Consider the following 21,609-nt stretch of genomic DNA (forward strand, 5'->3'; position numbering starts at 1 on the left):
AAGAGGAGGAGTACACATGCCATTATTGCGTTTTGATGTAATTGAAGGCCGTGACGAAAAATCGCTGCAATTGTTATTAGATACTGCTCACCAAGCGATGGTTGAAGCGTTTGGTGTTCCGGAAAGAGACCGTTATCAAATTGTCCATCAGCATCCCGCAAACGAGCTTATAATCCAGGATACGGGATTAGGGTTTCAGAGAACCAAGGATATGGTCATCATTAGCATGACAAGCAAAGCAAGAACCGAAAGCCAAAAGGAAAAATTGTATGCTCTGCTTGCTGAAAGGCTAGAAGAAAAATGCGGAATTTCCCCTGAAGACCTCATGGTATCTATTACTGAGAATGGTGACGCAGACTGGAGTTTCGGTCTCGGTGAGGCGCAATTTTTGAATGGAAAACTATAAGATTTCGTCTCCCCACAAAAAAAAAGAGAGAGCTCCAAAGAAGCTCTCTCTTTTTTCATAAATGCGGAAGTCATCAGTATAGAAGCATCCAGCAATACGAAAAACCTGGATTTCCTTTTATATCCGGTTTAAATGCCAATTGGAAGCTGACTGGGTTTTGGCCGAAAATATAAAATTTTGTTGATTTGCATAATAAGATACATCATAATCCCCATTTACAATAGGTTGGATGTTATAGCTTATTGATCATTTCCTATTTTATATATCCCCTTCATATGCACATGACACTTTTGCCAATCCGGAAATATCAGTCTGACAAATATAAAAAGTCATGTAAACGGGTGTGAACCGTACTTACATGACTCACCATGGAAACAAAGGCTCTTTTTCAGACGCCGCTTTCCTTATTTCTCTTCTTCACACACTGTGTCACCAGGCTCGCAAAATTGATCGGCCCATGCCTGCATCTCTTGAAATACAGCTTGAAGCGCTGTTCCTTTTTCAGTCAGCGTGTAGATGACTTTGACCGGCGTTTCAGGGAGAACCTGCCGTTCGACAATCTCGTTTTGTTCAAGCTCCTTCAAGCGCTCTGCCAACATTTTTTGGCTGATCATCGGTATTGTTTCCGTTATCTCTTTAAACCGTTTCGGCCCATCCATTAGCACATGGATGATCAGACCGTTCCATCGTTTTCCCAGCAATGAGAATGCGGATTCCATTTTAGGGCACATCGTATTTCCCACAAGTCTTCATCCCTTCATCTATTGATTGACATGTATTCAATGATCCATTACAATAATCTTTCAAGTTACATTTAGTAAGCTTCTAACTTTTCTATTATCATACCACGTTTATCCGAAGGAGGAAACACTATGACGAATACTCTGGATGTTTTAAAAGCACGTGCATCTGTAAAGGAATATGATACAAATGCCCCGATCTCTAAGGAGGAGCTGACTGAGCTATTAGACCTTGCCACTAAAGCGCCTTCTGCTTGGAACCTTCAGCATTGGCATTTTACAGTATTCCACAGCGATGAATCAAAAGCGGAGCTTCTTCCTGTAGCGTATAATCAAAAACAAATCGTTGAGTCTTCTGCTGTTGTTGCCATTTTAGGCGATTTAAAGGCAAATGAAAACGGTGAAGAAGTTTATGCTGAATTAGCAAGCCAAGGCTATATTACGGATGAAATCAAACAAACATTGCTCGGCCAAATCAACGGTGCTTACCAAAGCGAGCAATTCGCACGTGATTCCGCTTTCTTAAATGCTTCTTTAGCTGCTATGCAGCTTATGATTGCCGCAAAAGCAAAAGGTTATGACACTTGCGCAATCGGCGGATTTAACAAAGAGCAGTTCCAAAAGCAATTTGATATCAGTGAGCGCTATGTTCCGGTTATGCTTATTTCAATCGGCAAAGCAGTGAAGCCTGCGCATCAAAGCAACCGTCTGCCGCTTTCAAAAGTATCAACTTGGCTGTAAGGATATGAAAAACCTTAGTCCGAAATCCGGACTAAGGTTTTTTTATACAATCGCCTCTTTGTACCATTCACGAGCCTGTTCAGCTTCATGCTGAGTCAGCTGATGGCCCCCGTCCTGCCAGAAAACGGAGGCTGATGCCCCGCTGTCACGCAAATAGCGGTAAAGCTCTTCTGATTCTTCCTTCGTGCAGAGAGGGTCGTATTTCCCGGCACCGATAAAAACAGGGAGCCCCGCCATATCAGGCAGCTCGACACCCCGAATCGGAACCATTGGATGATGCAGAATAGCCCCTTTTAACACATCTTTATAATGAAAAAGCAGGCTTGCCGCAATGTTTGCGCCATTTGAATATCCGACTGCAATCACTTTGCCGCGATCAAACTGATGCGTTTCTGCAGCCTCGTCGATAAAATCTTTCAATTCTCTTGTCCGCACCACAAGATCTTTTTCATCAAAAACTCCTTCACTCAGACGTTTGAAAAATCGCGGCATTCCATTTTCAAGCACCGATCCTCTGACACCAAGCAAATGAGCATTAGGGTCTATAAACCGCCCCAATGAAAGCAGATCGTGTTCATTACCGCCCGTGCCATGCAACAGCAAAAGTACGTTGTCAGATGTTCCTTTTTCATAAATATGCTTCATTATAAATTCCCCCTTTTAAAGTTCAGGTAAAACGTCTGTAATTTGTTGTCTATGTTTCTCCAGCCATTCAGGCAGTTTTAAGGAAGTCCCTAGCTCAGAAAACGTTTCATCTGTCATAAAGCCTGGTTCATCTGTGGCAATTTCAAATAAGATACCGCCTTTCTCCCTGAAATAAACTGATGTAAAGTATTCCCTGTCGAGAATTTCTGACGAAGGCAGATGGTTTTCAGCAATAATCGGCAGCCATTTCGCCTGTTCGTTTTTCTTTGTCCGAAACGCTACATGGTGTACCGTACCATATCCTCCGACTCCTCTTTTTTCAGGGTGTAAATGGACATCAATGACACCGCCGACGGCCGCTGAGGTTGCCAGTCTGACAATCTGGTCTTCTTCGGCCACTTTGGTGTATCCAAAGCTTTCCGTTAACAATTGTATGGTCGCCTGCGGGTCGTAGGAATATAGCAGCACACCTTTCATTCCCGTAATTGCTTCATTTGTTGTGATCCCGTCAGGCGTCCACTCGCTTTTGCCGCTTTTCGCATCCTCCATGATCGCCAGCGGAAGGTCTTCTGTATCATCAAAAATAAGACCTTTTTCACCAAACAACGTTTTTTCCTCTAGGCTCAGCCCGCTTTTCTCAAGACGCTCCTTCCAAAAAGACAGGGAGCCTGAGGGAACTGAAAAGTACACCCGGCCCGCTTGGCCTTTTCCTACCGTTCCCTGTCCGCTTCCTTGGAACGGAAAAAAGGTCATTATTGTACCGGGATCTCCGTTTTGATTCCCAAAGTAAAAATGATACGTTCCGGGATCATCAAAGTTTACTGTTTTTTTAACAAGCCTGAGCCCAAGCACTTCTGTATAAAATCGCAAGTTTTCTTGCGGATCTCTGGCGAATGCTGTGACATGGTGCAATCCTTCTGTTTTCATTTTCTCACTCCTATTTATCTCGGTTTCAAGATATTTATTATTTTAAACCTTTATTGAAAAGGATGCAAACCATGTGTTTTGATTAAATAATTGAAAAAATCATTTTTTTCTAATAATTATCTTGTGATCTTTTCTTACAACTGCTATTATAGTGAGCATTATCATGTTTCAGGAGGAAAGTAAATGGTTAAAAAAGCACTTATTGTTATTCTCATTCTTTTGCCATTCGTTCAGCTCACGCTTTTGCCGCTTGTGAATCGAATAGAACCGATTATGTTCGGCCTGCCGTTTTTCCACTTTTGGCTGCTGCTGTGGATTATTGTTACGCCGTTATGCTCGTTTGGCATTTATCAGATGCAAAAAAAAGATGGAGGACTTGAATAATGCAAGGGAATCTGACTGCACTTCTCATTACTGCTATTATTGTTTTAACCGTTGTCTGTATCGGCTTTCTCGCCGGAAGAGACAAATCCTCACGCACTTCTGTGGAAGAATGGTCTGTCGGCGGCAGACGCTTCGGCGGTCTTCTCGTCTGGTTTTTAGTAGGCGCTGACCTTTATACGGCCTATACTTTCTTAGGGTTGACCAGTACTGCTTTTACAGGCGGAAGTGTTGCATTTTTCGCCATTCCTTATTCTGTGTTGGCCTACTTTATCGCCTACTTCTTCTTGCCGAAACTTTGGAAAGTTGCGAAAATTCATAAATTAACAACACTCGCGGATTATGCCCGGGAACGTTTTAACAGTAAGCTTTTGGCAAGCCTCGTTGCCATCGTCGGGGTACTCATGCTTATTCCGTACATATGCCTTCAGCTGAGCGGCATTCAAGACACGCTTCAGGTTGCCGGCACTGGATATATTAACGTAAAATTCGTTGTGATCATTTCATTTATTCTTGTTGCTCTTTACACATTCTTCAGCGGGATTAAAGGGCCCACATATACAGCCATCATTAAGGACATTTTAGTATGGGTCATTATGCTGTTTATGGTGGTGTCCCTCCCTCTCATTCATTTTAACGGCTGGACACCGATGATTGACACGTTAGTGAAGGAAGCGCCGCAAATGCTGACGATACCTGCAGAAGGGCCAAAAGGCATCCCTTGGTTTATCACAGCATCTATTGTTTCCGCTCTGGCACTTTTTATGTGGGCGCATGCCGCTACAGGTGTTTTCACGGCGAAAAGCGCTGATGCAGTAAGAAAAAACAGCATGTTTTTGCCGCTTTACAATATTGTGTTAATATTGGTTATTTTTCTTGGCTTTATCGCCTTTCTTGTCCTGCCGGAAGATACAAATCCAAGGCTGGCGCTGCTGCATTTGATTCAAACATCTTACGGCGGCGTGGCACAAGGCTTTGCATATGCCACTATCGCTCTTGCTTCATTAATACCTTGTTCCATTATGGCAATCGGCGCATCGAATTTATTCGCCAACAACCTATACCGGGATTTGATTCATCCGAATGTGTCGCAAAACAAGCTGACACTCGTCACACGTTCAATGGTCTTTGTTGTCATCGGTCTTGCGCTTCTGTTTGGAATGCTGTTTCCGACTGCCTTAGTGACACTTCAGCTATTAGGTGTATCCGGTATGGTGCAAATCTTCCCTGCGATCGCTGTCAGCCTGTTCTGGAAAAACCAAACGAAAGAAGCAACGGTTATCGGATTATTAGCCGGCCTTGCGGTTACGTTTATTGTGTATATCACTCAATCCGCACATGGCATTTATGAAGGATTCTGGGGATTGGCCGCCAACATGATCACTGTGGTTATCCTGAATCCGCTGTTCGTTAAAAACGCGGGATCCAATCCTGTCATTGAAGGTTTATTTGGCAAAAAACAAGACGCTAATCCAAATCAAAAGGGCGCATAAAAAAACCATACGCGGCAGCCGCGTATGGTTTTTTTACATTTCTTTTTTCAGTGTTTCAATTGCCTTTTCCATTTGCGTATCATTATCAGACAGCTTCTTTTGAAGTTCTATCATTAATTTCGTTGTTGTATCGCCAGTCAGTATGCCTGTTTCTTTCAGCTCCTCTTTTTTCTGGAACTGTTTGACGACAGATACAAAATCCTGGTCATACGTACTGTTAACCTTTACCTTGTAACCAAGTGCTTTGAGCATTTTCTGAGCCACTTTAACGTTTGTGCCTGTATCACCTGATTTGTACGTTTTATCTGCGTCCAAATACGGCAGCTTCGCGTAATCAGGCAGCTCAGCTTTCACTTGAGGCTTGATGCCTTTTTTGTGAATCCATTCGCCGTCAGCAGTCAGCCATTTGGCAACTGTCAGTTTGACAGTAGAGCCATCATCATATTCTTTTGCCGTTTGTACTGTACCTTTGCCGAATGTCGTCTCGCCGATTAACGGTACGTTTGACGATTCATGAAGGGCAGCGGCCATAATTTCGGCTGCGCTTGCTGTACCGTCATTTACTAAAACGACGGTCGGCTTGGTCACTTTCCGTTCTTTTTCGGCCTTCATGACTTCTTTTGAACCGTTTTTGTATTCAACCTGCATGATGTTTTTCCCTTTATCAATGAACAGGTTGCTCATCGTAATCGCCTGTTCCATTAAGCCGCCCGGGTTGCCTCTCAAGTCTAAAATATAGCCTTTGGCGCCTTTTTTCTCTAAACTGTCAATCGCATCTGTCAGCTCTTTAGCTGTTGTTTCAGAGAAAGAAGTGATTTGAATTTCTCCGATGTTGTTGTCTTTCATCTCTGAATAGACAGTCTCTACAGGAATGGTATCACGCTTAATGGAAAGATCGATATTCCCCACTCCCGCTCTGTTCAGTTCAAGCTTCACCTTTGTGCCCTTTTTGCCTCGGATTAAAGCGACGGCTTCATTTACATTCATGCCTTTTACGCTTTTTCCATTTACCTTAATGATTTGGTCCCTCGGTTTGATACCGGCTTTTTCAGCAGGTGAACCTTTAATTGGGGATACAATAAGGATTTCTCCGTCTTTCTCCTCTACTTGGGCTCCGATTCCTTCAAAAGATGCTGAAATCGTCTCGTCGAATGATTTCGCTTGCTCTTGATCCATATATGTAGAATACGGATCATCCAGTGATTGAATCATTCCTTTAATTGCTCCGTCTACTAATTTGTCATCATCTGTTTTTTGGTAATAATCACTTTTGATTTGCTCATACGCTTTATTTAATTTGTCGAACTTGCTGTCTCCTGTGCTTGCTGATTTTTGGCCCAGGATACTGGAATTGTCCGTAATAAATAAAGTAAGCGCCGAAGCGACAACTGCAGTGATCAGCACAATAAAAAACAGTTTTAATTGCCGTTTCAATTAAACACCACCTTTTTCTTCTTACATTATTATCATGGACGAATTCTTATTCGTCAACTCGGAGCAGAAATGAAAGAGAAACGCCCTTCTTTTGCTTTTCATAAACCTATGTCTTTATACGACATATGATAAGGAAAAAGGAGGATTCGATATTGAGCCGATATTTAGAAATGCTGTCCTTATTCGGTGTCGCAGGGGCGCACCCAGGCGGGCTGGCTTTTTCAAAAGCGGTCTTGCAAAAGGCTGCGCCCTCCCCGGATCAGCCGATTCTTGATGCCGGATGCGGAACAGGGCAAACGGCGGCTTATTTAGGACATTTGCTGTATCCTGTAACAGTCGTTGATAAAGATCCTATTATGCTTGAGAAAGCGAAAAAAAGATTTGCGAATGAAGGGCTTGCCATCCCTGCATATCAGGCGGAGCTGGAACATCTCCCGTTTTCTTCTGAGTCCTTTTCCTGCGTCCTGTCAGAATCGGTCCTCAGTTTTTCACGCCTGACATCCTCTCTTCAAGAAATTTCAAGAGTTTTAAAACCCGGCGGGATGCTGATTGGTATCGAAGCTGCTTTAAAAAAACCGATGCCCCCTGCAGAAAAGAAGCAAATGATGGATTTTTACGGATTTACTTGCTTACATGAAGAAAGCGAATGGCATAAACTCCTAAGATCCTATGGCTTTCAAAAAACAGAAGCGATGACACTTCTTCCGGAAGACATGGAATTTGAACCAACCACAGAAATGGATTTATCGCAAACGATTGATCCCATCTATTACGATACGCTTCAAACACATTATCAGCTCATGCAGTTATATAGTGAGTACATGGGTCATTGTATTTTTATCGCGTACAAGTAAAACGGCGTATCGCCCCCTGTTTTCGTCCAACCTTTTTTTCCTATCTATCATATGCTGATAGAAAGTCAGGATAGGAGGGGAACAATATTGGAGAGATATTATCATCTTTGCAAAAACCATCAAGGTAAAGTCGTCAGAATTACAGAGAGAGGCGGGAGAGTTCACGTCGGCAGAATTACCCGTGTAACAAGAGACAGAGTTTTTATAGCTCCGACCGGCGGAGGGCCAAGAGGTTTCGGTTACGGATATTGGGGCGGTTATTGGGGATACGGAGCAGCTTACGGTATTTCCCTCGGTTTAATTACAGGGGTCGCTCTTGCTGGTTTATTCTTCTGGTAAGCATAGAACAAATGCTAGATTCACCAGACACAATGAAGCCCGCTTATCTAGTGTAAGCGGGCTTTTCATTTTAAATTTTCTTCACTTTTTCAAAGTACTCTTCAAGCGTTAAATCATTATCTTGGATGACCTTTGCGGCTTTTTTGCCTACATAGCGCAGATGCCATGGCTCATATTCATATTTCGTGATATCTTCTTTATTTTTCGGATAGCGAATGATAAAGCCATATTTATAAGCATTGTCCTGCACCCATTTCCCGTCTGCCGTGCTTCCGAACGCTTCATTTAGCTCAAAGCCATTGCTCCGGCTCGAAATGTCCATCGCGAGGCCTGTTTGGTGCTCGCTTTCACCCGGGTAAGCAACCGCTTCCTTTGCCTTCTTTTCCCCTTTTAGGCTTACTTCATTGTCAAAAATGACTTTCTGTCTGTCATACGAACGGTACCCTGAGACAGCTGCCAGTTCATAGCCTTCCTTTTTGGCAGCATCGAACATTGTTTTTAATGCGTCGGCCGCTTCTTTTCTGATGTAACGTTTTTGAATCTTTTCTTCAAAAGAAAACTCTACATCTGGTATGACAAGATCGCTAGGTTCATAGTTTCCGGGCAGTGCATATTGTTTATTGACAAGCGCGAGTATATTTTCTGGATTTTGAATGGTTTCCAGACCATCGACTTTTTTAATATCATTGAAATACTGGCTTTCCAATGAAAACTCACTGTTTTGAGTGTTTGATTTTTTGCTGTCAGCTGTTTTTTGTTCTGTTTGCTTTGTTTCTGCTGTGCTTTTCGTATCCTTTTGAGCATCTCCGTTCGACATGCTGCAGCCGGCTCCGACTATTGCCGTTACACTCAGAGCGGCAGCCAGTGAGAACCATTTACCGGACTTTTTCATATTACATTACCTTCCTTTTATCAATCGTTTCCGCATTCATAAAGAAGAGGCTGCCGGCACCCAGCACGCCTCTTGATATATTTTATTGTGATACGGAATGTAAAGCCACTTCTATCATATCATGAAATGTCGTTTGACGCTCTTCCGCTGTCGTTTCTTCTCCTGTTAATACGTGATCACTCACGGTGAGAATTGACAGGGCTTTTCTTCCGTGCTTCGCTGCTAATGTATACAATGCAGTTGTTTCCATTTCAACGCCAAGCACACCGTATTTTGCAAGTTTTTCAATTTGCGAATCGTCATTGTAGAACTGGTCAGCTGTAAATACGCTTCCTACAGTCACCGGCACACCTTTATCCTTTGCGACATCATAGGCATTTTTTAAAAGCTCGAAATCTGCGCAAGGCGCAAAATCAACGCTTCCGAAAGCAACTCTGTTCATTTGTGAATCAGTTGAGGAGGTCATCGCCAAAATGACGTCTCGCACTTTGACATCTTTACGAATAGCGCCGCAGGAACCGACTCTTATTAGATTTTGCACATCGTAGCTTTGAATTAATTCATTCACATAAATTGAAATAGACGGAACGCCCATTCCCGTGCCTTGTACTGAGATTTTTTTACCTTTATATGTACCCGTAAATCCATACATGCCTCTGACTTCATTGTAGCATTCTACATTTTCAAGATACGTTTCTGCAATAAATTTTGCTCTGAGAGGATCTCCCGGCAAAAGCACAGTATCCGCAATTTGTCCTTTTTCAGCACCTATATGTACACTCATCTCATATCCTCCTGTAAATCTAAATTATCATCCAGCCCGTCCATTTTACAACGAATGTCATGATGAAACAAACTTCAGCATTGATTATAAAGGAATATGTCGAAAAAAGAAATGTTCGAGGATCTGTTAGGCACTTCCTCAGAAAAACGGATAATCGGGGTGTTAATTTGAAAACCTAACCGCAGGAAGGAGGGGTAGGACATGGGTAAAAAACATCGTAACCGGATCACCGGCCAAAAAAAGAACAATCATATACCTGAAAAAGATATCATTGCAGCTGAAGAAGCACACGGGAAAGAATATTCTGCTGCCAAACGCAAGCCTTAAAACTGCAGAAAACTGCGGGTTTCCGCAGTTTTCTTTTCATTATGTCGTTTGTACAATCAGACGATTGATTTTCCTCCAGCCGGCGGGAAGCAGTTGATAATATGTTTTCCCTTTTCTGCCCTCGTCAATCAGGATCACGTCCCCTGTGGCCATGAATCTTGCATCATAATCACTCGGAACAGTGTCGAATACATTAAACAAAGAGAATGCTCTTTTCAGCACGTCTTGATGATCGCTCCCGTTCAGTTCAGTTCGATAGACGGCTCTGTAGCCCTTTTTTTCGCCAAACCGGGGTGTCTGAAATATTGTCACGTCATAGGAACAAGACTTCTTTTTAAACACGGATAACATCATCAAGATCCCCTCCCTCTTATTTCTTTAACATATTGGCGTTTTTGCTGTGTTTTCCTCTCTCTATTTTTGTCGAAACCGCTTAATCTTTTCGTCAAAACCTTTTACTAGGAAAAACAGAAGCAAGCCGAGGCTAAAGCCGCCTAACACATCCGTCACAAAATGAACCCCCAGATACACTCTGCTTATGCCGACTAAAACAGCAATTACACCGGCTATGATATATACCATTTTTTTATGCTTGGACAAAAACGGGAGGTGTTTCACTAAAAAGTAAGCAATAGCAGGATAGACACAAGCAGCATTCATGGAATGGCCGCTCGGAAAACTGAAGGATGATTCATGAACCAGCGGTGCAAAATCAGGCCTCACTCTTTCGATCCATTCTTTTAAGACTTTGTTTAACAGCCGATCTGTGCCGAATACTAAGAGCATCAACAGGCCGTCCCATGTTTTTCTGTAGAAAAACATGCCTGCTCCAATGATGACAATTAGAGGGAGCAGAAAAGAAGAAGCACCAAGATGCGTGATCCCCGTCATGACTTCATTAAGCCATGGCTGACGGATCAAAACAGCTGCCTTGCTTATTGCTTCATCTGCAGATTGAACAGCATTTGTATGAATGGCCGCAGCTAGAATGAGAAAGAAAAGAAACAAACTAACGGGCTTGTACAATTTAACCACCTCAATTTTCACAGAAGTCATAGAACACGAATAATAAAACCGGAGCTGACCGCTCCGGTTTTAAGCCTCACTCACCTTCATCCAGCTCTTCATCTATCATACATTTTTCTATCAAATAATCAAAGGTAATATCAGCGATTTCAAACAGCTCATCCTCACTCGGTATGTAGCCCCGTCTTGCAAGCTCTCTGTAAAAAAATTCAGCGATTTCTTCCGTATCAATCACAAGATCTATTTCTTTCATCTCCGTACCGCCTCCTTTTTTATGTTTTATGAAAAAACAGGCTGAATTATACCCGGTGTTCTAAACAATTCTTTCAGTCATATATTGAATAAAAAACGAGCCATGGGAGGCTGACGCTATGATTGCTAAAATGATGGAAGCACTGGACGGAGAAAGATTTGATATCATAATGGAAAAAACGCTCAAAGGAATGACGCGTGTGATGATTTGGGGCTGTCTGCCATATTTTTTATATGTCTTGATCCGTATGTTCACAAACTAACTGAAATGCTCTTTTAAACTTTCCAAAACAAACATCATCATGTCTTTATATTCTTCATCCTGAAACATTTCGTACAGTATTTTGTAGTCATTATAAATATCCAGAAGCTCATCAACAATTGACACAGCAAGGATGTGAAGGGTATCTTGATCTTCATCATCGCCTTCAAACTGAAGAAGAGCAGACGATGCGATATCTTCGCCGATCTCATGGCCAGTTTCTCCGACATAATGGACAAACAACAGCTGATGCACAAACTGGTCCATTTCATATTTTCTAAGCACCAGCGTGAGATCCTCTTCCTCCGTTTCAAGCCACTCTCCATCCTTTAAACGGGTCAGTTCATAAATGATATCTTCCCAGCCATCTTCTAAATATCTCCAAATTTCTGTTCTATGGCCGATAATGCGAAAGAGTTCTTTTCCATAATCTTTTACATAAACAACGTCCCCAATAAGGAATTCATACTCAATATCAAGCTTCTCCATGTCGACAATGACACCCTCATAATCTTTATAAAGCTGAATAGATGATTCAAAGTATAAAACTTCGTTATGATTGACTTCATAAAGATAGTGTTTATCAATTTGGTGCACTTTTGTGATGGTGCCGACTGTTCCATACATAATGACGACTACGATATCCCCTACTTGGAATTTCGGTTTATTTTGCTTCATGGTGTCTCCCCCTCGCCGCAACATTTCTCATACGCTATCGTATGCCGGGTGAAGCCAATTCGCATGGGCATGAAAACCAAAGGAAATATCCAATTATAGTATGGGGGACATAAAAAAATCCGCAGTGATCTGCGGATGAAACAGCTATTATCTGCCGTGCACTTCAGACTCGTATTGATCCCAAGCTTCATCAAACGTCGCCATCGTGTGAAGGTAATCAGCATTCAGCTCCAAATATGAACTGATTTCATGATAATCGGTAGATGTTTTTGGAAAGCTGTGATCCTCATACGCCTGATTGGCAAATTCACTGATGCTGTCCTTCGGCTTAGGGTGCCTGTATTTCAATAAATAGTGATAAAAGGATTTCATGGGTTTCCCCTCCTGGTGTCTGTCTTTTGTTGTTCTATTATACAGTTCAAGTGTAAAATTACAACAAAAGAATACTGAAACATGACTCAGGAGAAGTCAAAATAGTTGCGTTTCAAAATTCTTTCTGTCTCCATGAGCTGCTGATATGTCAGGCTTTCAGGCAGTTTTTTTGTTTGAATTAAAAGCAGCTGATCCTCAATCTCTTTAACCGTGTTTTCCTCTTGATAGGTCATACCGCAGGAAGAACATACCATGGCAGGGGTGTCTGTCAGTTCTATAGCCCTCGTTCCATCAGGGAGCTCCCAGTACACCGTGTTCCTGCCGGGCACCGCTTCGAGCTCGCCGCACCATTCGCATGTTTTCATGAAGAATCCCCTCCGCATTCAGTCTCTTTCTGTTTTTTCTGCTGCGCCAAAAATTTCTTTTCTTTGAGCTGATCTCTTTTCTCACGCCGATCTTTTAATGTTTCATGCTCCGGATTTGCGATGTATGCCTCTCTCCTTTTGATTCTGTCTACATTTTCAGGTGTAAACGAAACTTCTTTGTCAGCAAAAATGGCACTCAGCCCGATCGGCTCCTTTTTGTCAGCGGTTTCAGGGAAAACGGACTCAAAATAGGCGTCTGCCTGATTGGGGATATAATTCTCTGGTTCCGGATATGACGTAATCACACCTTCAAAATTTCTTAAGATCACTTTGTCAGGACTTTGTGACAGGACATAGTTTGGCTGCAGGGCGATTTTACCTCCTCCGCCTGGTGCGTCAACGACAAAGGTAGGAACCGCATAGCCTGAGGTATGACCTCTCAGCCCTTCAATGATCTCTAAACCTTTGGAAACAGGAGCTCTGAAATGCCCGATTCCTTCTGACAGATCACATTGGTAAATATAATAAGGACGGACTCTGATTTTTACCAAGTCATGCATGAGCTTTTTCATAATTGGAACCGAATCATTAATACCTGCTAATACGACAGCCTGATTTCCGACCGGCACTCCCGCGTTCACCAGCTTTTCACATGCCTCAACGGATTCTTCTGTCATTTCGATGCTTGTGTTAAAATGGGTGTTCAGCCAGACCGGATGATATTTTTTCAATATCTCGCACAGATGATCGGTAATGCGCTGCGGAAAGACAACGGGCGCTCTTGTTCCGATTCTGATGACTTCCAGATGCGGAATGCTGCGCAGCTCTTTTAAAATATATTCTAAAATTTGGTCGTTGATGAGCAGCCCATCACCGCCTGAAATTAAACAATCGCGGATTTCGGGTGTTTCCCGGATATAAGCAATTGCAGCATCAAGCTGTTTTTTAGGGACGCCCATTCCGATTTGTCCGGAAAAGCGCCTTCTTGTGCAGTAGCGGCAGTACATAGAACATTGATTCGTGACAAGAAACAGCACACGGTCGGGATAGCGATGTGTCAGACCGGGTACCGGTGAATCTTCATCCTCATGAAGCGGGTCTTCCAGATCGTATTTTGTTTTGTGCATTTCTTCAGAAAGCGGCACAGACTGCATGCGTACCGGGCATCTCGGATTGTCGGGGTCCATTAAAGAAGCATAGTAAGGTGTAATATTTAAGGGGATCGTTTTAGTAGAAATTCTGACGCCTTCCTCTTCATCCTCAGTCAGATTGATGACTTTCTTTAAATCATCTAACGTTCTTACAGTATGTGTCAGCTGCCAAAGCCAATCGTTCCATTTCTCTTCCGGAACGTCCTTCCATAACTCGATCTCCTTCCAATGCCGTTTCGGTTTATACCATTTGTTTTTCAAACGAACTCCTCCTCGCGCTTATTTTGACTTACAGTTGCTTGCACCAAATATTCATGTTTTCAAGGCCTTCGGCTATAAAGCAATTATTGATCAGCCTTCCGCCATACTGATAACCTGAATGGTACAACACAGCATTCATCCCAAAAGACGAAGCACGGGCGAGAGAAAATACATGAAAGATATCCTTTCCAGCCATTTCTTTTTCTAACGCCTCGATTAAAAAGCTTGTTAACGAATGGCCGCGATATTCCGGCAGCACAGCGCAATCGGTTATTTCTGCATGCCCAAGCTCTGGATTGATTTCTGCGCTTGCTGCGCTGATCAGGCGGTCATGATCAAGCATGATATAATACACCGTATTTGCATTCATCGTCTTTTCAATATAAGCGGGGTCAAATACCGGGGTTGGGTACGTGCGGAATACTTTTTTATACAGCATCGATAGCTGGTACATGTCGTTTGTTTCTGCTTTTCTCATCGTAAAAACGGGTGTACTGTAGTTGCGAAGACGGGGCGCTGTGCGATATATGGCTTCGATGATCTCCTGTTCCTCTGTATAAGAATCTGTTTGTCTCCGGCTTTCTGAAAGGTAACGTACCATGACACAAGCCGAATGGCCGAGATAATAGCCCTTTAGATAGCCCTCCGGCGCAAATAATTGTTTGGCAAGCATTGGCTCATCATGCTGCTTCGCATAGACGATGATTTTTTCTGCATTCTCTTCTTTTGCCGCTGCCACGATATCCGGCAGGGCCTTCTCAATGGCTCCGTCATAACGGACCACTCTGATTCGTTTATTAAAACCGTCATGGTCCAAAACTGCTGTGACACCGCTACTCTTTATTGACTTGAGCATCCGCATCCTCCCCATCTGTATGAAGCCCGCACCAATCCATGACAAAAAGTGCAATAATTTTAGCAGATTCTATCATGGCTTCAACCTCAATGTATTCATTGGCCTGATGAGCCGTTTTTGTTTCCCCCGGCCCGAAAACGATAACTGGTGTATCTCCTGCATGGTACAAAAGCCCTCCATCCGTTCCCCACGGGGAAGCCTCAATAATCGGTTCTGTCTGTTTCATTTTTTGATAGGCTGATTGCAGCACAGAAATTAAAGGGTGATCATCAGGTAAATCATTCGGCAGCCATTGAGCGCCAAACCATTCTACTTTTACGGGATGGCGTTTAAACCATTCGTCATGGTATTCTAAATCCTTCAGCCAGTTTTCCAATTCAAGTTTTACAGCTTCTGGTTTCTCATGGGGAGCAATTCCGCATCTCCCTTCTATGACGACACGGTCTGCAACTGAAGATGGCCAGGCACCGCCTGAGATGGTGCCGATATTCACCGGTACCGGTATTGGGATATTGTCATACAGCGGATCTGAAATTCTCGCATTGCGGACTTTCTCCAGCTCTTGTATCGCTGTGATAACGTGCATGCTTTTTTCAATCGCGCTTACCCCTTCATAGCGTGTGCCCCCATGTGCGGATAATCCCTTCACAGTGATCCGAAACCACATCGAACCCTGCTGCTTAATAAATAGTTTCATATTCGTCGGTTCAGGAATCAGCGCCCCGTCAGCACGATAGCCTCTCATGATGGCGGACAGTGTACCGGCGCCGCCGCACTCTTCATCTACAACACTCTGAAACAATACATCTCCCTTCAGTTTGACATTGCAGGCGTGCAGGGCTTCTAAAGCAAAAAGAAGGGCTGTATTGCCTCCCTTCATATCCGTTGAGCCGCGGCCGTATATTTTACCGTTTTCTTCGACAGCTTGATACGGTTCATACTTCCAATCCTTTACGCTTCCTTCAGGCACAACATCGATATGGCCGTTCAAAATCAGGGACCTGCCTCCGCCGGCTCCCGTTTTTTTAGCCACGATATTCGGGCTCTCATGAAAATCGGATCGGTTAGATTTAAAGTAGGGATGCTGCTTTAATTGCTTTATGCTTGGCTCCCATACATCAATGTCCATATGAAATTGCCGCAGCTTTTCAAGCACAACAGCTTGGGCGTTAAACTCTGACCCCAATGTGCTTTTTTCCCCAATCAGCCTTTTGAGAAGACGAATGGCTTTGGCCGAATGCTGATCAAGCCACCCGATTACTTTTCTTTCAATGTCTTGCATCCTCATTCCCCCTCTTAAGAAAAAGGCATATCTATTTTGATTTCAGCTTCTGTCAGCCTCGTCACCTCATCGATTGTCGAGCCATTCATCAGCTCTTTTAAAATGAAGTGATGGCTATCGACCTCAAGAACCGCTTTTTCGGTAATAATCAAATCTACACAGCCTGCAGCAGTTAATGGCAGCGTACATCTTTCTGTTAATTTAGGCCTTCCCTTTTGATCTGTATGACTCATGACAACAACCACTTTTTTCGCTTTTTGGGCAAGCTCCATCGCCCCGCCCATACCAGGCACCTTTTTTCCCGGAACAAGCCAATTTGCCAAATCTCCTGATTGGCTCACCTGCAGGGCGCCTAAAATCGTAATGTCAATTTTGCCTTTTCTGATCATCGCAAAAGACATGGTTGTATCAAAATAAGAAGCCCCTTTTACAGCGCGGACAGGATATCCCGCGGCGTTGCATAAATGCGCATCCTCTTCTCCCTTTTCGGGACTTTCTCCAATGCCAAGGACACCGTTTTCCGCTTGAAACATGACCTGCATGTCAGGCTTCAAAAAGTTCGGTACCAAGGATGGGATACCGATACCGAGATTCACAATCATGCCCTGCTTAATTTCAGCAGCAGCGCGTTTTGCAATCTGTTCTCTTTCTGCTACTCCCAAGCCCATTTCCACTTCACTCCCTCGCTTCGTACAACCCCCTCAACAAAAACCCCCGGTGTGACAATCATTTCTTCAGAAATCTCACCTTTCGGAACGATACGCTCAGCTTCGGCAAAGGTTCTCCTGGCGGCCATTGCCATAAGCGGGTTCATATTGCGCGCGGTTTTGTCATACGTTAGATTGCCGAATTCATCTGCAATGTAAGCATTGATGAAAGCAAAATCAGCCGTCAGCGCCTCTTCAATCAAGTATCGTTTTCCCGCCACTGTTACGATGTCCTTTTTTCCGCAAACCATTTGATTATCAATGCCCACGTCGGTTAAAATACCGCCAAGCCCCGCTCCGCCGGCGCGAATCCGTTCCGCAAGCGTTCCCTGAGGTGAAAATTGAACCTCTAACGTCCCCTCTGTCATCTGTTTTCCGGCTACAGGATTGGAACCGATATGCGAGGCGATCAGGGTTTTGACCCGTTGATTAACAATAAGCGGGCCGATCCCGATATCCGGGAAACCGGCGTCATTGCAAATCACAGTTAAATCCGTTACACCGCTGTCCAATATCGCTTCAATCAATGAAGGAGGCGACCCGACTCCCCCAAAACCGCCAAACATCAGAACCGATCCATCCCGAACATCTGCAATTGCTGTGTCAATGCTGATTGCTTTTTGAAATGGCGCCATTTAATGTCAATCCTTTTTTAAGTTTTTTTCGACCGCTGCAACTGTTTCTGAAAAAATAGAGATAAGCTCTTCCATTTCACCGTCTGAAATAGTAAAAGGAGGAGCAATAATGACAGCATCTCCTTCTCCACTGTCTATTCCAGCTTTGGAAGGATAAACAATCAGCCCGCGTTTTTTCGCCTCGCTGACAATAAGCTGGGTTATCGCCTGCTCTGGCGGAAACACTTTCTTCGTTTTTTGGTCTGTCACAAATTCAACGCCTAATAGCAGTCCTTTTCCGCGCACATCTCCTATAATGCCGCTTTGAGATGCCGCCTCATCAAGCTTCTTCTTCAGCACAGCGCCCTTTTTTTCTGATTGTTTGATCAAGCCGTGCTTTAACACATATCGCAAAACTTCAAGAGCAGCTTTGGCTGAATAGGGATGTGCACTATATGTGTGACCGCTCATAATCACACCTGACCCTTGTTTTATCGTTTCAATAATAGAATCAGATACGACGGCAGCAGCAATAGGCGCATACCCCGCACCGAGTCCCTTCCCCAGTACAGCAATATCAGGTACGGTATCCCAATGCTCTGTCGCGAGCATCCTTCCTGTTCTCCCAAGCCCCGTCATCACTTCATCTGCAATAAAAAGCACATCGTGTGTGCGGCATACCTCACTTAATCTCTCATAATATCCCGGAGGCGGAGTAATCGCTGCACCTGCAGCACCAATAATAGGCTCAGCCACAAAGCCGGCGATGAATTGGCTTCCGATTCTTTTGATCATGGTGTCCAGTTCATCAGCTGCAGTCTGAACAAAGTCTTCTTCCGTCTCGTGATTCAGCCGATAAATATGTGGAGCTGAGATAGCTGGATACCGCTCAATGAGATGGGTGAACCGGTATCTCCTTTCATAAAAACCAGACAATGAAAGCGCTCCCAAAGTTATTCCGTGGTAACTGCTCCATCGAGACAAAAAGATGGATTTTTGTGTTTGCTTTTTTTCCTGCCAATACTGAATGGCGATTTTCATAGCTGTTTCTATCGCTTCTGACCCGCTGTTGACAAAAAAAGACCAATTCACATCTCCGGGCAGCTCCTGTGCCAAGAGAGCGGCTAATTGCTCGGCGGGCTCACTCGTAAACTGTGAGCGGTAAGCAAAAGACACCTGATCAAGCTGTTCTTTCAGCTTCTCAGTCACATCACGAACTCCGTGGCCGATATTACATGTCACCGCACCTGACGAGCCGTCGAGATATTTTTTTCCGGTCTGATCATAAACATATGAACCCTTCGCATAACTGACAACCGGATAGGCCGAGCTAAGCTCTGGCTTAATCAAATAACTGCTCATGCTCCCACCTCAAAACCCCTTTTACCATATTGTATGAGTGTCCAAATGGCGGCATGACGTTCCCCGCAAAAACTTTTTCACATAAAAAGAGCCTTCCTAATAGGGAAGGCTCTTTTGAAATTTCAGCATCTAGCAAATAAAAGCGGCTCCAACAATAATTAATAAAATGAACAAGACAACAATTAACACAAATGTATTTGTCCCGCAGCCAAATCCGTAACCGTACCCAGAGTATCCATACATGCTGTTTTCATCCTTTCTTATCACGATATACGGCATTTTATGCGGGCCAAGTCCCAAATGGTTTGTGCAAACGCCTATTTCATGTAAGGAAATAATGAAATACAGTATGCACCCGCTCATATTTTTTAAACGTCAGCTTTTCGTAAAACTGAGTTGCACCGTCAGTGCTTGCAGCCACTAAGTAGGCTGCTTCCATTCCTAGTGATTTGGCGATGGACAGCATTTCTTTCACTAAGATACTGCCGTAGCCCTTCCTTTGAAACTGATCTAAAATTGCCACTTCTTCGATTTTAGCCGTTTTCTCTTGATGATCGATAAACAGCTCGCCGCACCCAATGGGAACTTTCTGTGCCTGGTCGCTGTAACAAACAACAAGAATGATTATACCTGCTTCATAGAAAGGATATTTTCTTTTTAATTTTTGTTCAGCGATTGCTTCTCCAATATAAATGGAATCGTAAATTTTCATAATAGAAGATCCGTCGAAAAGACTTTTTGCCGTCCCCCATGCGGTTAAAGGATGTCCCATCTGCCCCTTCCAGTCACTAAGCTTCATGTCATATAGTAGCTCATCCTCGACGACAAAACCGCTTTTTACAAGCGACTGCTTCAAACCGAGCGGAAAAACATGCTGCGGCGACGCTTTTAAATGGAGATAATTCGCATCAAGCAGCTTTGGTACGGAGGGCAAAAAATTCAATAACCGCTCCAATGGAAACGTATCATGGAGCTGAACAAAGTTATGAGAAAAAATGTGTGGAAGCTGCGGATCTCTGTATACGCTGTAATGATCAAACGATGCCGATTCAGACGTTAACAATATATATTGATGTTCCGTTTTTGAATAATGTCCTGTCATGAACGTCTCCTTTTTATGACCTATACCTTTACTCTGTTGCAATATTCAATTTCTTTATAATCTCATCGTACACCGGATAAAACGGCTTTCCAATTGGAAATTGCTGAATATTTAGGAAAGAAGCGGAGATTGGCTTCTGATGTAAAAAAAACTTCCTTGTTACTTGTTCACTAATCGGGTGAAAGACGCCGTTTAGAAACAAAAACGGCTCGCGTTCGATGAAAAACAGACGTCGGCCAGGCGGATTTTTGATCAATTCAGATCGTTTCCACGTAATCGGCGGCCCTTCCGGAAGCGCCTCCATTTCTTCTTTTCCAATTGTCACTATGTCTTTTCTTTGAAATTGATAAAATTGAAACGCATACTGGTCCACAATTCGCCTTTTTTTTCCGGCTTCGATATAAAATATTGCAGGATGGTCAGCTTCCTTTACTAAAATATAATTCGGAATGTTTAAAATTTTGCCAATCCTATATTGGAATAAATATGGGTCTGGAACAGCGACAGTCCGATTTAGATACAAAAAACCCCACTTTTCTCCAACAGGATGCCTTACACCCTGATCAAAAAAATACACATTTTGATCTGAACCTTTTACAAAAGAGCCGTCAATCAAATCGGCGGGCAGAAACCGATATGCATTTTGAAATGAATCTGGGGTTTTATAGGTTGTGTCTAATACTTCATTTATCGGCAGAAATGGGGTAAAGTTGTTGAGTCTCGCCCAAAAAATTGCGTCGCCATGATTCCAATGCTTCATATCATCATCCCAGTAGCCTCCAAATTTATGATGGATGAGATTAAGTAACGAACGGCGATGCATAACTGAGCAATGATCAACTTGAAAAGCGGCCTGATCAAGCACTGCATTGGCATTTCTGTAGAAATGTGAGATTTCCTCTCCCCTTTCGTTTACATGTACAACTTTTTGTTTTGAATAGACCGCCTGCGCTTCAGGCTTATGTGAAAACTCTTGCACCATACGGCTCAGCCGCTCAGGATGATAAACAGTGTCGTCAGTAAGATAGGAAATGTAATCGCCGTCTGCAAATGGGAGCGCACTGTTAATTAATGTGGCATAACGGGCTGTTTTTAATCGATCTGCAGGATGCACGAAACTGTTATGATATTGAATGCGCCGGTCATGGAGATACTTGTGAATCACCGCAGTTGTTTCTGCATTCGAATGATCATCCATGATAAAAAGCTCCCAAAGATCATGCGTTTGCTGTATCACGCTTTCGATCGCTTTTTGCAAATAATCGGGTTTGTTGTAACTTGTTAAAATAATAGACACTTTCTCTCCCATCTATACCGCCTCCCACCGTCAAACATAAAAACGGCTCCGCAGCAAGC

Annotated in this window: 30 protein-coding genes; 8 read left to right on the forward strand and 22 right to left on the reverse strand. The window is 43.4% G+C overall.

All coding sequences use genetic code 11. The features are described 5' to 3' along the window. Positions 1–16 precede the first annotated feature (16 nt). Complete coding sequence (locus tag NSU05_RS10415; protein ID WP_021481482.1) at positions 17–406, forward strand: tautomerase family protein; 390 nt, start codon at positions 17–19, stop codon at positions 404–406. A 404-nt stretch (positions 407–810) separates the two neighbouring features. On the opposite strand, the gene yodB is transcribed toward NSU05_RS10415, so the two are convergent. After that, positions 811–1,149 carry a transcriptional regulator YodB gene (gene yodB / locus NSU05_RS10420; RefSeq protein ID WP_004399427.1) on the reverse strand — a complete coding sequence of 113 codons (339 nt, stop codon included), beginning with the start codon at positions 1,147–1,149 and terminating at the stop codon, positions 811–813. A gap of 129 nt (positions 1,150–1,278) precedes the next feature. Between yodB and NSU05_RS10425 the strand changes: the two genes are divergently transcribed. Continuing rightward, complete coding sequence (locus tag NSU05_RS10425; RefSeq protein WP_003231196.1) at positions 1,279–1,887, forward strand: nitroreductase family protein; 609 nt, start codon at positions 1,279–1,281, stop codon at positions 1,885–1,887. Positions 1,888–1,929: 42 nt separating this feature from the next. On the opposite strand, the gene NSU05_RS10430 is transcribed toward NSU05_RS10425, so the two are convergent. Together NSU05_RS10430 and NSU05_RS10435 are read right to left on the reverse strand one after the other, a co-directional pair. Next, positions 1,930–2,532: an alpha/beta hydrolase gene (locus NSU05_RS10430; protein ID WP_038429155.1), complete on the reverse strand. Its 603-nt coding sequence runs from the start codon at positions 2,530–2,532 to the stop codon at positions 1,930–1,932. 15 nt (positions 2,533–2,547) lie between these two features. After that, on the reverse strand, positions 2,548–3,459 hold the full coding sequence (locus NSU05_RS10435) for a ring-cleaving dioxygenase (RefSeq protein WP_038429158.1): 912 nt from the start codon (positions 3,457–3,459) through the stop codon (positions 2,548–2,550). A 183-nt stretch (positions 3,460–3,642) separates the two neighbouring features. On the opposite strand from NSU05_RS10435, the gene NSU05_RS10440 reads away from it, so the two are divergent. After that, positions 3,643–3,843 (forward strand): DUF3311 domain-containing protein, encoded by a 201-nt coding sequence (locus NSU05_RS10440; RefSeq protein WP_038429159.1) that lies wholly within the window; start codon positions 3,643–3,645, stop codon positions 3,841–3,843. Beyond that, a complete protein-coding gene (locus NSU05_RS10445; protein ID WP_038429161.1) occupies positions 3,843–5,333 on the forward strand; it encodes a sodium:solute symporter in 1,491 nt (496 codons plus the stop codon). The genes NSU05_RS10440 and NSU05_RS10445 overlap by 1 nt, the downstream gene beginning before the upstream one ends. 33 nt (positions 5,334–5,366) lie before the next feature. Here NSU05_RS10445 and ctpA read toward each other — a convergent pair whose 3' ends face one another. Further along, entirely contained in the window at positions 5,367–6,767 is a 1,401-nt protein-coding gene (gene ctpA / locus NSU05_RS10450) for a carboxy-terminal processing protease CtpA (protein WP_339203935.1), read from the reverse strand. A gap of 152 nt (positions 6,768–6,919) precedes the next feature. On the opposite strand from ctpA, the gene NSU05_RS10455 reads away from it, so the two are divergent. Both NSU05_RS10455 and NSU05_RS10460 read left to right on the forward strand, forming a co-directional pair. Continuing rightward, on the forward strand, positions 6,920–7,621 hold the full coding sequence (locus NSU05_RS10455) for a class I SAM-dependent methyltransferase (protein WP_015714112.1): 702 nt from the start codon (positions 6,920–6,922) through the stop codon (positions 7,619–7,621). An 87-nt stretch (positions 7,622–7,708) separates the two neighbouring features. Then, a complete protein-coding gene (locus NSU05_RS10460; RefSeq protein ID WP_014477099.1) occupies positions 7,709–7,960 on the forward strand; it encodes a hypothetical protein in 252 nt (83 codons plus the stop codon). A gap of 70 nt (positions 7,961–8,030) precedes the next feature. On the opposite strand, the gene ldcB is transcribed toward NSU05_RS10460, so the two are convergent. After that, a complete protein-coding gene (gene ldcB / locus NSU05_RS10465) occupies positions 8,031–8,852 on the reverse strand; it encodes an LD-carboxypeptidase LdcB (protein WP_038429165.1) in 822 nt (273 codons plus the stop codon). An 82-nt stretch (positions 8,853–8,934) separates the two neighbouring features. After that, a complete protein-coding gene (gene deoD, locus NSU05_RS10470; RefSeq protein WP_038429167.1) occupies positions 8,935–9,636 on the reverse strand; it encodes a purine-nucleoside phosphorylase in 702 nt (233 codons plus the stop codon). 201 nt (positions 9,637–9,837) lie between these two features. Between deoD and NSU05_RS10475 the strand changes: the two genes are divergently transcribed. Beyond that, complete coding sequence (locus NSU05_RS10475; protein WP_003231174.1) at positions 9,838–9,963, forward strand: hypothetical protein; 126 nt, start codon at positions 9,838–9,840, stop codon at positions 9,961–9,963. 39 nt (positions 9,964–10,002) lie between these two features. Here NSU05_RS10475 and yodL read toward each other — a convergent pair whose 3' ends face one another. The 3 genes from yodL to NSU05_RS10490 all read right to left on the reverse strand — a co-directional run bounded on the left by yodL (position 10,003) and on the right by NSU05_RS10490 (position 11,242). After that, positions 10,003–10,317 (reverse strand): shape determination protein YodL, encoded by a 315-nt coding sequence (gene yodL / locus NSU05_RS10480; RefSeq protein WP_004399431.1) that lies wholly within the window; start codon positions 10,315–10,317, stop codon positions 10,003–10,005. Between the two features lie 60 nt (positions 10,318–10,377). Further along, on the reverse strand, positions 10,378–10,989 hold the full coding sequence (gene pgpB, locus NSU05_RS10485; RefSeq protein WP_038429169.1) for a phosphatidylglycerophosphatase PgpB: 612 nt from the start codon (positions 10,987–10,989) through the stop codon (positions 10,378–10,380). A 76-nt stretch (positions 10,990–11,065) separates the two neighbouring features. Further along, on the reverse strand, positions 11,066–11,242 hold the full coding sequence (locus tag NSU05_RS10490; protein ID WP_038429171.1) for a YozD family protein: 177 nt from the start codon (positions 11,240–11,242) through the stop codon (positions 11,066–11,068). A gap of 118 nt (positions 11,243–11,360) precedes the next feature. Here NSU05_RS10490 and NSU05_RS10495 point away from each other — a divergent pair, with 118 nt between their 5' ends. Next, positions 11,361–11,504, forward strand: coding sequence for a hypothetical protein (locus NSU05_RS10495; RefSeq protein WP_003231164.1), 144 nt, complete (start codon positions 11,361–11,363; stop codon positions 11,502–11,504). Here the strand turns inward: NSU05_RS10495 and NSU05_RS10500 are convergent. The 13 genes from NSU05_RS10500 to cgeD form a co-directional block, all read right to left on the reverse strand. Beyond that, complete coding sequence (locus NSU05_RS10500; RefSeq protein WP_014477102.1) at positions 11,501–12,181, reverse strand: hypothetical protein; 681 nt, start codon at positions 12,179–12,181, stop codon at positions 11,501–11,503. The two genes, NSU05_RS10495 and NSU05_RS10500, sit on opposite strands and share 4 nt — an antisense overlap. Before the next feature lie 147 nt (positions 12,182–12,328). Then, positions 12,329–12,553: a YozE family protein gene (locus NSU05_RS10505; protein WP_003231160.1), complete on the reverse strand. Its 225-nt coding sequence runs from the start codon at positions 12,551–12,553 to the stop codon at positions 12,329–12,331. 86 nt (positions 12,554–12,639) lie between these two features. Continuing rightward, positions 12,640–12,918 (reverse strand): YokU family protein, encoded by a 279-nt coding sequence (locus NSU05_RS10510; RefSeq protein WP_004399539.1) that lies wholly within the window; start codon positions 12,916–12,918, stop codon positions 12,640–12,642. Beyond that, entirely contained in the window at positions 12,915–14,330 is a 1,416-nt protein-coding gene (gene ablA / locus NSU05_RS10515) for a lysine 2,3-aminomutase (RefSeq protein ID WP_004399420.1), read from the reverse strand. The genes NSU05_RS10510 and ablA overlap by 4 nt, the downstream gene beginning before the upstream one ends. 28 nt (positions 14,331–14,358) lie before the next feature. Further along, a complete protein-coding gene (gene ablB / locus NSU05_RS10520; RefSeq protein WP_038429173.1) occupies positions 14,359–15,186 on the reverse strand; it encodes a putative beta-lysine N-acetyltransferase in 828 nt (275 codons plus the stop codon). Next, entirely contained in the window at positions 15,164–16,474 is a 1,311-nt protein-coding gene (locus NSU05_RS10525) for a peptidase (RefSeq protein ID WP_080265376.1), read from the reverse strand. The genes ablB and NSU05_RS10525 overlap by 23 nt, the downstream gene beginning before the upstream one ends. Before the next feature lie 8 nt (positions 16,475–16,482). Next, positions 16,483–17,136: a 3-oxoacid CoA-transferase subunit B gene (locus tag NSU05_RS10530; RefSeq protein ID WP_015714117.1), complete on the reverse strand. Its 654-nt coding sequence runs from the start codon at positions 17,134–17,136 to the stop codon at positions 16,483–16,485. Then, the gene (locus NSU05_RS10535; protein WP_038429176.1) at positions 17,121–17,810 is read right to left on the reverse strand and encodes a CoA transferase subunit A; all 690 of its coding nucleotides are present in this window, start codon (positions 17,808–17,810) and stop codon (positions 17,121–17,123) included. Before NSU05_RS10535 ends, NSU05_RS10530 begins: the two co-directional genes overlap by 16 nt. A 6-nt stretch (positions 17,811–17,816) precedes the next feature. Then, positions 17,817–19,151: an aspartate aminotransferase family protein gene (locus tag NSU05_RS10540; protein WP_038429177.1), complete on the reverse strand. Its 1,335-nt coding sequence runs from the start codon at positions 19,149–19,151 to the stop codon at positions 17,817–17,819. After that, the gene (locus NSU05_RS10545; protein WP_003230835.1) at positions 19,132–19,287 is read right to left on the reverse strand and encodes a hypothetical protein; all 156 of its coding nucleotides are present in this window, start codon (positions 19,285–19,287) and stop codon (positions 19,132–19,134) included. Before NSU05_RS10545 ends, NSU05_RS10540 begins: the two co-directional genes overlap by 20 nt. Further along, positions 19,281–19,394 (reverse strand): YhzE/YjcZ family sporulation protein YoyG, encoded by a 114-nt coding sequence (gene yoyG / locus NSU05_RS10550; protein ID WP_003218179.1) that lies wholly within the window; start codon positions 19,392–19,394, stop codon positions 19,281–19,283. Before yoyG ends, NSU05_RS10545 begins: the two co-directional genes overlap by 7 nt. A gap of 79 nt (positions 19,395–19,473) precedes the next feature. Continuing rightward, entirely contained in the window at positions 19,474–20,253 is a 780-nt protein-coding gene (gene cgeE, locus NSU05_RS10555; protein WP_038429179.1) for a spore maturation N-acetyltransferase CgeE, read from the reverse strand. A 28-nt stretch (positions 20,254–20,281) separates the two neighbouring features. After that, positions 20,282–21,562, reverse strand: coding sequence for a spore maturation glycosyltransferase CgeD (gene cgeD, locus NSU05_RS10560; protein ID WP_015251875.1), 1,281 nt, complete (start codon positions 21,560–21,562; stop codon positions 20,282–20,284). Between the last annotated feature and the right edge of the window lie 47 nt (positions 21,563–21,609).

It is taken from the genome of Bacillus sp. EU52 (assembly GCF_037964975.1).
Lineage (GTDB): Bacteria > Bacillota > Bacilli > Bacillales > Bacillaceae > Bacillus > Bacillus subtilis.

What these genes read in the sequence shown, in the direction of transcription:
- ldcB (WP_038429165.1), bottom strand. Translation starts at nt 8,852, where the DNA reads ATGAAAAAGTCCGGTAAATGGTTCTCACTGGCTGCCGCTCTGAGTGTA.
- deoD (WP_038429167.1), bottom strand. Translation starts at nt 9,636, where the DNA reads ATGAGTGTACATATAGGTGCTGAAAAAGGACAAATTGCGGATACTGTG.
- yodL (WP_004399431.1), bottom strand. Translation starts at nt 10,317, where the DNA reads ATGATGTTATCCGTGTTTAAAAAGAAGTCTTGTTCCTATGACGTGACA.
- NSU05_RS10430 (WP_038429155.1), bottom strand. Translation starts at nt 2,532, where the DNA reads ATGAAGCATATTTATGAAAAAGGAACATCTGACAACGTACTTTTGCTG.
- NSU05_RS10435 (WP_038429158.1), bottom strand. Translation starts at nt 3,459, where the DNA reads ATGAAAACAGAAGGATTGCACCATGTCACAGCATTCGCCAGAGATCCG.
- NSU05_RS10505 (WP_003231160.1), bottom strand. Translation starts at nt 12,553, where the DNA reads ATGAAATCCTTTTATCACTATTTATTGAAATACAGGCACCCTAAGCCG.
- NSU05_RS10475 (WP_003231174.1), top strand. Translation starts at nt 9,838, where the DNA reads ATGGGTAAAAAACATCGTAACCGGATCACCGGCCAAAAAAAGAACAAT.
- NSU05_RS10425 (WP_003231196.1), top strand. Translation starts at nt 1,279, where the DNA reads ATGACGAATACTCTGGATGTTTTAAAAGCACGTGCATCTGTAAAGGAA.
- NSU05_RS10500 (WP_014477102.1), bottom strand. Translation starts at nt 12,181, where the DNA reads ATGAAGCAAAATAAACCGAAATTCCAAGTAGGGGATATCGTAGTCGTC.
- NSU05_RS10490 (WP_038429171.1), bottom strand. Translation starts at nt 11,242, where the DNA reads ATGAAAGAAATAGATCTTGTGATTGATACGGAAGAAATCGCTGAATTT.
- NSU05_RS10525 (WP_080265376.1), bottom strand. Translation starts at nt 16,474, where the DNA reads ATGAGGATGCAAGACATTGAAAGAAAAGTAATCGGGTGGCTTGATCAG.
- NSU05_RS10495 (WP_003231164.1), top strand. Translation starts at nt 11,361, where the DNA reads ATGATTGCTAAAATGATGGAAGCACTGGACGGAGAAAGATTTGATATC.
- yoyG (WP_003218179.1), bottom strand. Translation starts at nt 19,394, where the DNA reads ATGTATGGATACTCTGGGTACGGTTACGGATTTGGCTGCGGGACAAAT.
- NSU05_RS10440 (WP_038429159.1), top strand. Translation starts at nt 3,643, where the DNA reads ATGGTTAAAAAAGCACTTATTGTTATTCTCATTCTTTTGCCATTCGTT.
- cgeD (WP_015251875.1), bottom strand. Translation starts at nt 21,562, where the DNA reads ATGGGAGAGAAAGTGTCTATTATTTTAACAAGTTACAACAAACCCGAT.
- NSU05_RS10510 (WP_004399539.1), bottom strand. Translation starts at nt 12,918, where the DNA reads ATGAAAACATGCGAATGGTGCGGCGAGCTCGAAGCGGTGCCCGGCAGG.
- ablB (WP_038429173.1), bottom strand. Translation starts at nt 15,186, where the DNA reads ATGCTCAAGTCAATAAAGAGTAGCGGTGTCACAGCAGTTTTGGACCAT.
- NSU05_RS10530 (WP_015714117.1), bottom strand. Translation starts at nt 17,136, where the DNA reads ATGGGCTTGGGAGTAGCAGAAAGAGAACAGATTGCAAAACGCGCTGCT.
- NSU05_RS10535 (WP_038429176.1), bottom strand. Translation starts at nt 17,810, where the DNA reads ATGGCGCCATTTCAAAAAGCAATCAGCATTGACACAGCAATTGCAGAT.
- cgeE (WP_038429179.1), bottom strand. Translation starts at nt 20,253, where the DNA reads ATGACAGGACATTATTCAAAAACGGAACATCAATATATATTGTTAACG.
- NSU05_RS10415 (WP_021481482.1), top strand. Translation starts at nt 17, where the DNA reads ATGCCATTATTGCGTTTTGATGTAATTGAAGGCCGTGACGAAAAATCG.
- NSU05_RS10445 (WP_038429161.1), top strand. Translation starts at nt 3,843, where the DNA reads ATGCAAGGGAATCTGACTGCACTTCTCATTACTGCTATTATTGTTTTA.
- NSU05_RS10540 (WP_038429177.1), bottom strand. Translation starts at nt 19,151, where the DNA reads ATGAGCAGTTATTTGATTAAGCCAGAGCTTAGCTCGGCCTATCCGGTT.